At 46.0% G+C, this 13,579-nt stretch carries 13 protein-coding genes; 10 read left to right on the top strand and 3 right to left on the bottom strand.

Annotation, left to right across the window (positions count from 1 at the left end):
- Nucleotides 1-86 precede the first annotated feature (86 nt).
- Entirely contained in the window at nt 87-944 is an 858-nt protein-coding gene (locus JW881_01025) for a hypothetical protein (protein MBN1696068.1), read from the top strand.
- Nucleotides 945-951: 7 nt separating this feature from the next.
- Here the strand turns inward: JW881_01025 and JW881_01020 are convergent, their stop codons facing one another.
- The 3 genes from JW881_01020 to JW881_01010 are packed head-to-tail and all read right to left on the bottom strand — an operon-like array spanning nt 952 to nt 3,958.
- Nucleotides 952-2,565 carry an NAD(P)/FAD-dependent oxidoreductase gene (locus JW881_01020; protein MBN1696067.1) on the bottom strand — a complete coding sequence of 538 codons (1,614 nt, stop codon included), beginning with the start codon at nt 2,563-2,565 and terminating at the stop codon, nt 952-954.
- On the bottom strand, nt 2,558-3,496 hold the full coding sequence (locus JW881_01015; GenBank protein MBN1696066.1) for an SDR family NAD(P)-dependent oxidoreductase: 939 nt from the start codon (nt 3,494-3,496) through the stop codon (nt 2,558-2,560). The genes JW881_01020 and JW881_01015 overlap by 8 nt, the downstream gene beginning before the upstream one ends.
- Before the next feature lie 21 nt (nt 3,497-3,517).
- Nucleotides 3,518-3,958 carry a nuclear transport factor 2 family protein gene (locus JW881_01010; protein ID MBN1696065.1) on the bottom strand — a complete coding sequence of 147 codons (441 nt, stop codon included), beginning with the start codon at nt 3,956-3,958 and terminating at the stop codon, nt 3,518-3,520.
- A 465-nt stretch (nt 3,959-4,423) separates the two neighbouring features.
- Here JW881_01010 and JW881_01005 point away from each other — a divergent pair, with 465 nt between their 5' ends.
- The 9 genes from JW881_01005 to JW881_00965 all read left to right on the top strand — a co-directional run bounded on the left by JW881_01005 (nt 4,424) and on the right by JW881_00965 (nt 13,478).
- Nucleotides 4,424-6,376 carry a carbohydrate-binding domain-containing protein gene (locus tag JW881_01005; GenBank protein MBN1696064.1) on the top strand — a complete coding sequence of 651 codons (1,953 nt, stop codon included), beginning with the start codon at nt 4,424-4,426 and terminating at the stop codon, nt 6,374-6,376.
- Between the two features lie 345 nt (nt 6,377-6,721).
- On the top strand, nt 6,722-7,105 hold the full coding sequence (locus JW881_01000) for a hypothetical protein (protein MBN1696063.1): 384 nt from the start codon (nt 6,722-6,724) through the stop codon (nt 7,103-7,105).
- 128 nt (nt 7,106-7,233) lie between these two features.
- Entirely contained in the window at nt 7,234-7,587 is a 354-nt protein-coding gene (locus JW881_00995; GenBank protein ID MBN1696062.1) for a zinc ribbon domain-containing protein, read from the top strand.
- Between the two features lie 85 nt (nt 7,588-7,672).
- Nucleotides 7,673-7,990 (top strand): helix-turn-helix transcriptional regulator, encoded by a 318-nt coding sequence (locus JW881_00990; protein ID MBN1696061.1) that lies wholly within the window; start codon nt 7,673-7,675, stop codon nt 7,988-7,990.
- A 71-nt stretch (nt 7,991-8,061) separates the two neighbouring features.
- Nucleotides 8,062-8,340, top strand: coding sequence for a hypothetical protein (locus JW881_00985; protein MBN1696060.1), 279 nt, complete (start codon nt 8,062-8,064; stop codon nt 8,338-8,340).
- A 166-nt stretch (nt 8,341-8,506) separates the two neighbouring features.
- Complete coding sequence (locus JW881_00980; protein MBN1696059.1) at nt 8,507-9,460, top strand: hypothetical protein; 954 nt, start codon at nt 8,507-8,509, stop codon at nt 9,458-9,460.
- A 229-nt stretch (nt 9,461-9,689) separates the two neighbouring features.
- Nucleotides 9,690-10,589, top strand: a complete 900-nt coding sequence (locus JW881_00975) for a hypothetical protein (protein MBN1696058.1) — start codon at nt 9,690-9,692, stop codon at nt 10,587-10,589.
- Nucleotides 10,590-10,677: 88 nt separating this feature from the next.
- A complete protein-coding gene (locus JW881_00970) occupies nt 10,678-12,882 on the top strand; it encodes a fused MFS/spermidine synthase (protein ID MBN1696057.1) in 2,205 nt (734 codons plus the stop codon).
- 230 nt (nt 12,883-13,112) lie between these two features.
- Nucleotides 13,113-13,478 carry a response regulator gene (locus JW881_00965; protein MBN1696056.1) on the top strand — a complete coding sequence of 122 codons (366 nt, stop codon included), beginning with the start codon at nt 13,113-13,115 and terminating at the stop codon, nt 13,476-13,478.
- Nucleotides 13,479-13,579 lie beyond the last annotated feature (101 nt).

Genomic DNA, 13,579 nt, shown 5'->3' with positions numbered 1-13,579 from the left:
ACTTTGAATCAATATATTTTGTCAAAATCAATGTACGAGAAAAAGGAATTTACAAAACATGTTTTTTTTATTAAATTTTGTAGATCATGAAAAGCATCAGAAACCCGTTTTTTTTATGTTTTGTCGGTTCGATACTGCTGAACTTGTCCGGCTGTAACCGGGTCATGCGGTGGCCTGATCCTCCGGTTATTACAGCACCGATCCCCCAGTCGGATTATTTACCTCCCGAATCAAAAAAAGCTTTAATCGATAACATTGCAGGACATTACGCACATTATGATATTGTATCGTATGAAGATAATTCGGGAAGAGAACCCTTGAGATCCTTTGTTATTACCTATGGCTTTACTGATTTTTTTGTCGAAAACGGGGAACTGTATGAAAAAGACACCTTTCTGCATGCGAAAAATAAATTGAACCAGAGCTCCGTCTCCTCACGATTGTCAGATAAAGCGACAAGAGCAATCGAAGCGCGGACAGCCAACGTGCAATTGTCGTATTCCGGCAACGCATGGCATGTATATCGGCACGCCACCCCCGCCCTCTTGGGTATTGAAGGCGATAGTACAAAATCCTTGCCGGAAATCAAGGATCCGGCACGTTTTACGGACCCGGATACCGACGGTCATCCGGGGGTAACGGTACATATAACGCTTTTTGGATGGTATAAAGCCCGGTTGTATATTATCAGAAGGGAAATTTTCGAATACAATATGGAAATTCTTGATAATAACACCATGTTTGGTACCGTCATTGACAACTCCGAGCAGCACATTATCGGTGCGACAATGAAGGAGTTGACGGAATCAACGAAAGCCCTGCAGCATCCGGATAAAAATATGAGTCTTATTTTACTCAAGCGCATTCGGGAAGAGATCGATACATGGGAGGAGTTGCAGGCGGTCCGGAATGAATTATTTCCCGCTGAACCCGATTTTAAGTAAAGCGCCATTATTTATTCTTTTTTAATCCCTTTAAAACAGCATCCGATGCTATTTTACCGGTCAAAATCGCCATCGGCACACCTCCCGGACTATATGTCCATTGTCCTGCCTGATATATATCGGGTACGGGCGTCAGAACAGCCTTTTTTGCCTGCAACATTTTATTCACCGCAGGGACCGGCCGTTCAAACGACCAACCGGTAAGAGCACCGTCACTTGCCCCTGCTATACGTTGAATGGAGAGAGGTGTATATGAAAAAGCTTTTATGATATTGTCACGCAGAAAAGGAAACACCGTATCATTGAGGACATTAATAATATTTTCCTGCATTTCTTTTTTAAATTCCTCGTACCAACCGTCAGTCTTGATCAGAAAACAGAGGTCATAGCTAAATAACAGGCTGACAATAATTCCTGATTTACCTGCGGGAGCAGCATCCTCGTCTTTTAAAACCGGAACCGAAATTTCGTAGGTCGTATAATAACAAAAATCCTTTAACCATTGTAAAAAAACGGAACGCGATATAGTGGGCCAGCCTTTCAGGATCTCCGGTAATCGATCATCGAGAATACCATTGAGCCCCCGCGACGACGGTGTATAGAAAAAATGGCCATGCGAAATACCGGCCAATTGCTCCGGTTCGACGCCGGTTTCAAGAAATAAGGTAAAGACTGAATCTCCTCCGCGTTTCGAATTAATTTTTTCAGCCTGTTTCAATACTCCGTTACGGACCTTAACCGGCAGGTTTTCGGTTTTCACTATGGCATAAAAGTATTTCAGGTCTGCCGCCCAGATCAGTTTTTTATAAAAATATATATTTCCATTGTGATCTTTTACCTTTTTCCCGTCGGGCCGTACCTCACGGACAGCAGTCTTGATTTTTATTTCCACACCAAACTGTCTGGCCTTTTTCTCGAGACAGGTAGCCAGCCGGCCGGTACCTCCTCTGGGATATTGATAATCCAGATACAGCGAAAAATAGCTTAACGCAAAAAATGCCGGTGTATTTTTAAAGAAGTGCTGGCATATGATGTCCCGAAGCGACCTGTTGCCGGTAATCGTATCGATAAAGTTCTCTACCGGTCCGTTCAGCAGATTAATTTTACGATAGGTAAAAATAAATTTAAAGAACCAGGGTAATAATACTTTGAGCGTATAGTGCAAGTCGGATACAATATTCTTGAAAAAGGGATTTTCGATACCGTAGAGTATATCCATATCTTTCATTATATTTTTAATGATGTTTATAATCTGCGCAATATTGTCTTTTTCTGCGGGATAAAAACATTCCAGAAGCTTTTTGTATCGGAAAATATCATCCCCGGTTTCTATCTTGATTATTTTATTTTCGATACCGATTGATACAAAGCTTCTCATCATTTCCATATTGATTCCAAGATCATGAAGCATGGGAGAAATTATTCCGGCATCCTCAAGCGCGCGGAGCCCGGCGTCAAAAAGGAATCCGTCTCTTTTAAAGGAATTGACCAATCCGCCGCAATATTCATTTTTCTCCAAGACGAGCACTTTTTTGCCCGCCCGGCCGGCATATGCAGCAGCAGTGAGCCCGGCCATACCTGCACCGCAAATAATGACATCGTAAACCGTTTTTTCAGACAAAATGGGCCAGCTCCTTAACGGTTTTCCAGATCTTATCCGCAGCTTCCCTGTCTCGCGCGGGTGGAGCAGGCTCCTCAACAGTCGTGAGATTGAAAAACTTGCCGTTTATCTCAGACACCTTGCCTGATACTCCAAGATAATACAGTGCTTCTGCCGATATGCGTGCGGATCTGAAACCCCGTTCCAATATATTTTTTTTATACCATGTATAAAATTTTCCGTTATCTTTACCTGTTGAGGTTTTAACCGCTCCCGGGTGCATTGCGTTAACAGTGACTCCGGAACCTTCAAATTCTTCAGCAAAAATCAACAAACACAACAACTGTGCGAGTTTGGCCGATCCGTATGCGGAAAGACCGGAGTAAGTCCTTTTTGTAAAATCAAGGTCGTCGACGCGTAATCCCCATGGACAAAAACGATGGCCTTCGGAATTGACATAAAGAATACGTCCTTTTTTTTGACGTATGAATTTTTCCTTAAGCAGATATGTCAAAATGAACGCCGACATAAAATTCACGGCAAAGACTAATTCCAGACCTTCTCGTGTAATGCGTCGTCTGGTCATATAAATTCCCGCGTTCAGTATCATTACGTCAATCGGCCGGACAATGTTGGCGAGTTCAGTGCCGATTTTTTTGGTTTCCGTCATCGAAGATAAATCCGCTATTATATACGAGCATTCAATATCGTAATTTTCTTTCAATTCGTTACACACCTGTTCGGATTTTTCCCGGTTCCGGTTTATACAGAGAAGGTCGGCGCCCATGGCTGCATATTTTCTTGCGGTATACAATCCAATACCCGACGTCGATCCGGTAATGACAACGAGTTTCTTATCAAACCTGGTCTTGCATTCTTCGGGATCACGTTTATTGTTTTTAATCATTGCTGAGATATTGGAAAGTCTGTATTGATTGAAATATCTGGAAATTCCGCGTACCGGTGCCATCATTTAACCAAACATTTTCCTTATAAATTTTCTGTACTGTTTTCCGAACACGGGGATATTGTCGAAAATATCACCCCATAAATCATAATAGTCCCTTTGTTCGACGATTTTCCCTTTTTCGGATAATGTTATACGGCTTGAGCCGTAAATGGAAGATGTGGGTGATTTTTTGAAACTCAATCTCATTTCCCATTCGATAAAAATGATGTTTTTTCCCATCATCTGGTTATGTATATGAAACTCAAGTTTTCGGGAACGCTTTGTCAGGCGTTCCGTCATTTTCTTGAATTCTCCGATACCCCGGATTTCCTGGATCGAATCACGGAAATAAATATGCTCATCGTAATACGGGAGAATATGGGACCAGTCGGGTTTGCCGCCCGCATCATAAATGCTTGTCCACAACTTTTTGAATTGTTCCAGGTTGACAATTGTATTTTCCATGATTTATAAGTATATTGATTAAATAAAATTGTGTCTATTTACATTAAAATTTTAATCGGTAAAATAAGCAGCCAAAACCGATAACAACAGGGATAAACGGGAGCATATTATCCGTTTTTCATCGAGAAATCCTTCATAACCCATGTATAATGACTATTGCGATTACCAAAGGGAGTACCACAAAAAATAACCATATAATGTTCACACAATTGTCACAATTCATGCACGTTGACATGTTACTATGAAAAATCAAAAGCACAGACCTGTTAAGGCGTTTTTCTGTAGAGTTACGGAATATCGATCTAAATTATAAAATTTGTGCATTTTAAAGAGGACGGGTGAATTGTCTCTCATACAGGATCGTCGTGAGGTACGATGTACCCGCCAAAGCATAGTATATATATGTTAAAGATACCGGTCTGCACGTGGAGTTTAATAGTAACCTGGTATAAAAAAGGAGGGTTTATGATTATACAACGGTTAAAAAAAATGAAGGTGATGTTCTTTTTTGCGTTACTGGCTTCCGTTATTTTCCCTGCGGCATTATGGGGACAAAGCCTTGGCGATGTCAATGCGAGCGGTTCCATCGATATCGTGGACGCGTTATTGACGGCCCAGTATTATGTGGGGCTTAATCCCGCGAACTTCCAGTCCGCTTACGCGGATGTGGATGGAAACGGTTCGATTTCCATCGTCGATGCCCTTTTGATCGCCCAGTATTACGTGGGACTTATTACGGAGTTTCCCGCGGGTTCGGTCCAGACGCCCGAACCGACACCGGGAATCACGCAGGAACCCGGTGCGGAAACACTTATCCAGCTGAACGGATCCTCGATTACCGTCAATGGCGGCGGTACCGTGGTGAACGGCAGGAATGTGACCATTACATCGGGGGGTACCTACACCATAAGCGGAACGCTCAATGACGGGCGGATTATCGTCGATTCACAGGATGAATTGCTCGTCACCCTTAATTTGAACGGTATCAATATCAGCAGTTCAGTCAATTCACCCTTGAGTATCATGAACGCCGAAGATACGGAGATCGTTCTGGTTGAAAACACGCAAAATTACATAACTGATCCGTCGAATTACGTATTCGACAACCCCGACGACGATGAACCGAACGCAGCGCTTTTTTCAAAGGACGACCTTACCATCTCCGGTGACGGGTCGTTGACCGTCGACGCAAATTACAATGACGGTATCGCGTGTAAAGACGATCTGAATATCAAGGATTGCACGATAACGGTCACCTCCGTCGATGACGGGATCAGGGGTAAAAATTCCCTTGAAATAAAAAGCGGCGCGAATATCACCGTTACCTCGCAAGGCGATTGTCTGAAATCCGATGATGAAGAAGACGGATTGATCGAGATTAAAAAATGCACCCTGAACCTGACGTCCTCGGGGGCGGACGGGATGGAGGCGGAAATCGCCGTGACGATTACCCATGAAGAGTCCAATGTCAGAGTCACTGCGGGGGGCGGAAGCAACACAAGGCCGAACGATTCGGTTTCAACCAAGGGAATCAAGGGGGTCCTCAACGTTCTTGTCGAAGCGGGCTATGTCAATGTCAATTCATCCGACGATGCGATCCACTCGAACGACACGATAACGATCAGCGGGGGGACACTCGACATTGCCACGGGAGACGACGGCGTTCATGCCGATCTGGTCCTGGACGTGAACGGCGGTGCAATTAATATCACAAAATCGTATGAGGGGCTTGAAAGCAAGGTGGTAAACTTGAACGGCGGCGATATCCGTGTCGTTGCCGATGATGACGGCATTAATGCGGCGGACACGGAAGGCGGAGAAGGCGGGATGGGTATGTTCGAGCCCGGTGACTACTACATAAATATCAACGGCGGCTACATTTACGTGAATATTACCGATGTGACGCCTCAGGGCAGCACCGGCGGTGACGGCCTCGATAGTAACGGATATATCACGATGACGAACGGGACTGTTGTCGTCCATGGAAACAGCAATAATGTCGACAGCGCCCTCGATTATAACGGCACGTTTACAATGAACGGCGGTTTGATTGTCGGATCGGGTACTTCCAGCATGGCCATGGCCCCGGGGGGGAATTCCTCTGCTCAGAATGCGCTGCTTTATAATTTCACCACGCAGCAGTCGAACAGCCTCGTGAATATTCAAACCTCAAGCGGCAGCAGCATCCTCACCTTCGCGCCCAACAAGCAATACGCGTCGATCGCCTTTTCATCCCCGAATCTTACTAACGGCACCACCTACAACATCTACTTCGGCGGGAGTTGTTCCGGAACAGCGAAGGACGGCCTGTATCAGAACGGAAGCTATTCCCCGGGCAGTCAATCGACGAGTTTTACGGTAAACGGCAGGGTAACGACGATCGGAGGCGGCGGCGGTTTTCCTCCGGGCGGCTTCTAATCATTTCGATACGTTTTAAAAACCGGTCATTGGTTTCGACCTCAACCGGCCTTTATTGTCTTGCAATAAGGGCCGGTTTTTTTTCGGTAGACCTCCTTCGTGTTAATCTCTTTTCTTATTTGCGAAAACAAACAGTCATAGAGCCAAGTCTCCGCACTCCCTTCTTCCAGCCGGCACTCACCTGCCCCTCCCCGCCGTCTCCGTCCCCTGTAACTGACCTACAGTTTGATCGTGAATCGGAAAGGAATCGTTTGCGTCTCCCGCAGCCACGGAAGTGTGCGTCCTGTCACATTTTTACTTGATCCGCAATGTTGCGTTTCCTATACTTAATATACAGGAGGATACATGAGAAAGATTATTTTATCCGCTCTTATCGTTGCGATAGGAGGTCTTTTATTCGATTGCGAGACATACCAGGTCACGGTCGATGTGCCGGAACATGTCAACCTGCCGAAAAACGTTCAGTTTTTGTCGCAATCCTGCGATGCCGATTCGCTGTATCAGACCGTGATCGATCTTGCCAACAATGAACTCGTGGTGCTGCAGTACGCGAATGGAATTCTCCAAACCGTGTACCGGACGGGAATCATTGTCGATCCTAAAATCCACCGGATGGTAAAAGGGAAGGACGCGCCGTTTGAAGACGACTCGTTCCGGGATACGGACGACGATACGGATATCGCGACAACGAACACGAATCCTCCCGTAATACCCGGGCCTGTATTCTGACGCCGGGGCAACAGCTATATCCATATGTGTTGTTTCCTTCAATCGTCTGCCGGGCAGACGGATCATGTTATTGACATCGAAACGCTAATACCCTAATACTATCGATATGGAAAGGAAGTGTGCCGTTTATGGAAATAAAAGAGGATATCAGGGCATTGTCAAAAAAGATCGGTAAAAAGAATTTGATTATGGGTTTTGTTCTATTTTTGCTGGGGACCGCAATAACTGCTGCGACTTTTATCACGGCTTATAAAACCGGAGGAACGCTCTATCTCCTCTATGGTGCGATCGGATTCGGATTTATTCAGATTATTCGAGGATTCAGGCAATGGCGATTGAATGATTATTCCCTTATCTATGCTTTGAATAAAAAGCACTACGGGGCGGAAGAACCTGAAAAAACATGGAAGTGCCCGAAATGCGGCAATGTGAATCCCAATACGACATTTTTCTGCCAACATTGTTCTTATGAACTGCAATAGCCGAAAATCGTTACGAAAATTGAAATATCCCTTGACATTATATAACAATATATTTATATTATTATATATGAATACTTTAAACGATATGTCAGCCAGAGAGGTGTCGGCACTATCCGATTTTTTCAAGGCGCTCGGAGATCCGACGCGCTTGAAGATCATTTCGATTCTCGCTGCTTCGGGCATGCTTTGTGTCAACGGCATCGCGATACGCATGAAGATAACCCAGCCGGCCGTGTCGCAGCACCTGAAGATTTTGAAACATGCGGGAATACTTGAGGCGGATAAGGAAGGTGTTTATGTTCATTACCGGATCGATAGAAATGCGATTGAAAAAATGCTCGATATGATAAAAAAGGTTTGCGGAAACGATACGGACGCCTGTAAATGTGATGAATGTCCATGAATATTTTTTTGGTATATATATTAGTATATGCTAATTTAGTTATATTAAATTTTTATAATGGAGGTATCGGAATGAACCGTATAAAATGTGTCGCCGTGAAGGTGAATACGGATTCGGGGATATGCCCCGGCATCGCGCAGACAAAACAGGGAGAGACCTTTATTATCGGCGCGCGCACGCCCGCATCGACGGGGATGTGCTGCCAGGCATTTACGTCGCTCGCCCCGATGAAACTCGCCTTTATGCTGACCAAGAAAATGTCATGGGAAGAGAATGATTATTTCGATATTACATGCCCCCACGGCAAGGTGACCTATAGAATTTCACGTATGAGTGAATCGGAAGAATGAGCGAAGCGGAAACCGGACCTGCGAATACCGGTTTGAATAACCAGGCCCCCTGCAATGGCTTCTCTAATAAACCGGTTTATTTACTTTACATGAGAGGCCTTCTGTGATATGATATCCGTGTATCATCAGGGTATATTCAATAAAAAAATGAAACAAGGAGAAATATATGAATCAAAAAAAACGTATCAGGACAATGTTGCTTATCGTCTGCTTCTTTCTTTTCTCGATAACGATGATTTCCGCTGCGCCGACGCGGATTATGCCCCTCGGGGATTCGATTACCGGTTCACCCGGGTGCTGGCGCGCCAGATTGTGGCAGGAGCTTCAGAATAACGGCTACACCGACATCGACTTTGTCGGGACACTCCCCCCGCAGGGGTGCGGAATCGAACACGACGGCGATAATGAAGGACACGGCGGGGCGCTTGCCACCAATGTGGCGGACCAGAACCAGCTTGTGGGCTGGCTTTCGTCGACAAACCCCGATATCGTTCTCATGCATTTCGGGACAAACGACTGCTGGAGTGCGCGTGACAATTCGGTCATACTGGCAGCATTCGGCAAAATGGTGGACCAGATGAGATCGAATAATCCGAATATGAAAATCCTCGTTGCAAAAATTATCCCCATGGATCCGTCGAGATCCTGTTCCGATTGCGACCAGCGGGTGATTACCCTGAACAATTCGCTTCCCGGCTGGGCAAGCGGGAAGTCGACCTCGCAATCACCGATCACGATCGTCGACCAGTGGACGGGATTTTCGGTGACCGCCGACACCTATGACGGCGTTCATCCGAACGATTCCGGTGACCGGAAAATAGCCGATAAATGGTACGCGGCGCTGAGTCAGATTCTTTCGGGAAGCAGCCCGACCAATCCCCCGGCACAGACAAACCCGCCGTCGGTAACGAATCCCCCATCCGTCACCCTCGGGGACGTGAACTCGAGCGGGAGTATCGATATCGTGGATGCACTCATGGTCGCACAGTACTCCGTCGGTCTCAATCCCTCCAATTTTAATCCGGCTGCCGCGGATGTCACCCGCGACGGTAACGTCAATATCGTCGACGCCCTGCGGATTGCCCAGTGTTATGTGGGTATTGTTTCATGCGATTTCTGACCGGTTGTCGGCAGGATAATCATTAAGCCGGTTATCGATATTTTTTACTACCGGCTTGAAATGACACTGATATACGTATAAAAATAGAGGGGTGCCGTTGCATAACGGGCACCCTTTTTTTATAATTTACTTTTTCTAAAAAGCATTGTGACCGGTTACTCTTTTCTTCTTGAACATCGAATAAAAATAAAGTAAAATGAACGGGCGTCGGTAAAGGAGGAGCGGGTATATGAAAAGTTTTTTCAGGATCGATGAGTTCAAGGAGACAATTCCCGAAAAAGTGTTTTTACAGTTGCGGTACCTGATTCATGAATCGTCGCTGCCCGACACGGAAGCCTCGCTTTTGAAAATCGTCGAGGCATGGCTTACCAAACGCGGGCTGTTCGATAAACTTCTCGACCGATACAACCTTAAAAAGGTTCATTCCGTTTCATGCGATAATCCATCGGCATGTATCGGTATCACCCTCTCAGGTTCGATTATCGCCCTCGGACCGCTTTCGGAAGACGGCCGGTACTTCTCCTATTCGAGTATCAGTCTGAGGACCGATGTGCCGCCCGCCGTTACCGCGGAAAATGTGCTGTGCGCCGAAGAGATTCTCGTGAACAAGGCGGTGTCGTTTGCGAGGGGTCCCGTCAGAAAAACATCGCCCGTCATGGATATCGGCGTCATCGATGGATCGGTAAGTCCCGTCGATCAGCTTGCGATCGTCAAAAAAATGAATGAGGCGCTGCGTGGTGGTTTTATCGGCATCAATAAATCGATGGTGGATTCCGAACACTCGAACAAGGACCTCCTCCGGAATAAAAACGATCTTTTCAACAAATGGATCATCATCGAGTGGTTTTTAATCGGCGGACTTGAAAAGCATATTTTTCTGGCTCGGGCGAAGCTTTTGTGGCTTGAATTGTTTACCGGTGTGTTTGAAGCGATTCCCGACAATGGGGAACGTGACAGTAGGTTTCTCGATTTTACCAACCGGGCTTTTGGGCATTTTATCGACGAATATAAATGGTATGAATCCGAACGGAAAAACTTCGATATCGGGTTAATGAAGGCGCTCGAAGAAATTCCCGCCTATGATACATATAAGAAATTCGTGCGTGACTACGTGGCGTCACTCCCATAACCGGATATCTCGATCCCTGAACGCCGGGATGTTCGCCGTTACCGAGATTCTTGCCCCGAAACCATAATTGCGCTATACTTATATCCCTATGAAAAAAAAGAAAGAACAGTCACGCTCGCTTGTCATTCCCTGCATCACCGTATGTCTTTCGAGTGCCTGTATCATGATCATGGAAATTGTCGCCGGCAGGCTCCTCGCCCGATACCTCGGTGCGACATTATATGTTTGGACCTCGGTAATCGGCGTTGTTTTGGGGGGTATTACCTTGGGCAATTATATAGGCGGACGGCTTGCGGATAAATACCCGCCCCAAAAGACGCTTGCCGTTCTTTTCGCTTTTTCATCCGCGGCCTGTGTTCTCATTATCGCGGCCAACGCGGGAATCGGGGCATGGCGGTGGCTCTGGCAATTTCCATGGCCGTTACGTGTTTTTCTCCATGTCGCAGGCGTTTTTTTCATTCCGTCCGCTCTGCTTGGAACAATCAGCCCGGTTGTCGCTAAAACGGCCCTGGATCGGGGACATCCGAAAGGGAGAACCCTCGGGATTGTCTATGCCTGGAGTGCCGGTGGGAGTATTATCGGGACCTTCCTCGCCGGATTTTTCCTTATTTCCTGGCTGGGGACGCATACCATTGTCTGGATGACCGGCGGCGTGCTTCTTGCAGCCGGCATTTTATACTGGTACAAGTTCTGGGGTTTATACGTCTGGGCCGGTGTTTTTTTCATTTTTTTATTTTTCGGTAATACGGGGAGTTCATGGGCCGCTGCCGGGATTTTTCTTTCCCTGCGTGAGGTAAAAAACGACAACATTCTTTACGAGGATGAAAGCGATTATTGTTATATCGCGGTCGAACGGATTTCGGAAAATCCGGATATCCGTACGTTTACACAGGATGATTTAAAAACACACAGTAAAATCAATATGGATGCTCCGGATGATCTTCAATTTGTTTACACGAAAATTTTCGCCGCCGCAGCGAGCATGGTTTCAAACAGCCGCACTCCCCTTTCCTTTCTCTCGATCGGCGGCGGCGGGTATGTCTTTCCCCGCTATCTGGCTGCCCGTTATCCCGGCTCGCGAATCGATGTCGTTGAAATCGATCCGGCGGTAACGAAGGCAGCGAAAACCGCGTTCGGCTTTTCGGAAGGATCCGGTATCGCGACCGTCACCATGGACGCCCGTCATTATATAAATGCCCTGTTAGAAGGAGCAGTATTAGCCAATACCCATGTAAGCTATGATGTCGTATTCGGCGATGCTTTCGGCGCTTCTTTTATTCCTTTTCAACTCGTCACCAAAGAATGTAACGATGCTTTAGCGGATATTCTTTCGCCACAAGGCCTTTATGTCGTAAATATTCCCGATGTTTATCCGAAAGGAAGGCTTTTGGGAAGTTACGTTCACACAATGCGGCAGACGTTCCCGTATGTATATGTCGTATCGGAATACAAAACTTATTTTACCGGCCGAAATTTTGTCGTTATCGGAAGCGGACAAAAACTCGACATTATTCGTCTGAAAACCGATCAGGAACTCGATGATGTCGATCTCTGGATACTGGCTAACGACGAGATCGCGCGTACCAGATACGGTAATCTTATCCTGACGGATGATTATGCACCGGTCGATATGCTTGAGGGCCCCTTTTTTATGGTTCGTTCGCGGACCGCGGCAGCGGGTGAAATGATCCGTAAGGCCGATCGATTAAAGGAAACCGGCAATATCACCTCCTCCATTGCGGCATTAAATGCGGCAATCAGCAGGTGCCCCGAATTATCGATACCGATATACGACCGGATCGGCGAAATCTATGCGGAAATCGAAGAATGGGACGGAGTCGTCCGGGCTGGAAAATCGGCGATCGCCTATAATGAACAAGCCGATGTGCACATCGATGTCTCCGATATCCATTACAATATCGGAGTGATACTTTTCAATGAGGGAAACTACCGGGAAAGTTTCGACCATTTGAAAAAGGCGATCGCGGGATATAATATCCTGATGGAAAAAAATCCCGGTTCGATCGATCTTCTTTCAAAACTCGGGAATGCCCTTGCGTATACGGGAGATTATGGGGCCGCAGCTGTAATGTTTTCGAGGGCGAAGACAATCGATGCGTATGATCCGGATATCCGGCTTTTACTTGTTTCGGTGTATATCGAACAGGGAAAGCTTCGGGAAGCGGAAAATGAACTCGAAAACGCAATCGGGTTTTTCGAGAAAGCAAAAATGGAAGAGGGGGTCCGGCGTATAAAGGAATACCGCACGAATCTCTCCGGACTTACTCGGTAATCATGCGATGTTCTATTGAAATTACCTGTCTGTTCAAAGTATATTGATATTCAAAAAAAATCAAATAAAATCCCCCCCTCTTCTCTCCTAATCCTTTCTGTTATAATGATTTAAATTAGGGAAAGTAACTTGACACAGAAGGTGTATGCGTGATATAACTCCATATACCTCACAGACAGAAGACATTAAGGAGGGGTTGAGGTGACAAACAAGTTCATGAGGAGAATCTTATGGCAAAAGTGCTAATAGTTGACGACGATCAGGGCTTTATCGATACAACAGGTGCATTTTTAAAAAAAGCCGGCTTCGAGGTTATAGGGGCGCAGACGAAAGAGGACGGACTTGCTGCGGCTTCGTCGGAAAAGCCTGATATAATCCTTTTGGATGTCACACTCAAAGCACCGGAAGACGGTATTCTCCTTGGCAAAGAATTGTTTTCAAAGGGAAACACGACGCCGATCATTCTCCTCGAAAATGTCGCTGTCGCGGCGACATTTTCGAACGATACTTCCGGTATGGCGATCGAGGCGTATGCCGCAAAACCGCTTGATGCGGACAAAATCGTTAATAAAATTAACGCGATTCTCAACCGCTGATATCATCGAATGCTTTATTTTCCTGCTTACCATATATTCCGTATGGAAAAAGAGTAATGTTCCGTAAGATTTATTCATCTGATCCCTTCAAAGTATGTCAT

The sequence above is a fragment of the Spirochaetales bacterium genome, assembly GCA_016930085.1.
Classification (GTDB): Bacteria; Spirochaetota; Spirochaetia; order SZUA-6; family JAFGRV01; genus JAFGHO01.
Note: the sequence above shows the minus strand (reverse complement) of the source record. Positions and strands in the feature narration are given on the sequence as shown.

What these genes read in the sequence shown, in the direction of transcription:
- JW881_00975 (MBN1696058.1), top strand. Translation starts at nt 9,690, where the DNA reads ATGAAAAGTTTTTTCAGGATCGATGAGTTCAAGGAGACAATTCCCGAA.
- JW881_01005 (MBN1696064.1), top strand. Translation starts at nt 4,424, where the DNA reads ATGATTATACAACGGTTAAAAAAAATGAAGGTGATGTTCTTTTTTGCG.
- JW881_00985 (MBN1696060.1), top strand. Translation starts at nt 8,062, where the DNA reads ATGAACCGTATAAAATGTGTCGCCGTGAAGGTGAATACGGATTCGGGG.
- JW881_01025 (MBN1696068.1), top strand. Translation starts at nt 87, where the DNA reads ATGAAAAGCATCAGAAACCCGTTTTTTTTATGTTTTGTCGGTTCGATA.
- JW881_01000 (MBN1696063.1), top strand. Translation starts at nt 6,722, where the DNA reads ATGAGAAAGATTATTTTATCCGCTCTTATCGTTGCGATAGGAGGTCTT.
- JW881_00990 (MBN1696061.1), top strand. Translation starts at nt 7,673, where the DNA reads ATGTCAGCCAGAGAGGTGTCGGCACTATCCGATTTTTTCAAGGCGCTC.
- JW881_00965 (MBN1696056.1), top strand. Translation starts at nt 13,113, where the DNA reads ATGGCAAAAGTGCTAATAGTTGACGACGATCAGGGCTTTATCGATACA.
- JW881_00970 (MBN1696057.1), top strand. Translation starts at nt 10,678, where the DNA reads ATGAAAAAAAAGAAAGAACAGTCACGCTCGCTTGTCATTCCCTGCATC.
- JW881_00995 (MBN1696062.1), top strand. Translation starts at nt 7,234, where the DNA reads ATGGAAATAAAAGAGGATATCAGGGCATTGTCAAAAAAGATCGGTAAA.
- JW881_01010 (MBN1696065.1), bottom strand. Translation starts at nt 3,958, where the DNA reads ATGGAAAATACAATTGTCAACCTGGAACAATTCAAAAAGTTGTGGACA.
- JW881_00980 (MBN1696059.1), top strand. Translation starts at nt 8,507, where the DNA reads ATGAATCAAAAAAAACGTATCAGGACAATGTTGCTTATCGTCTGCTTC.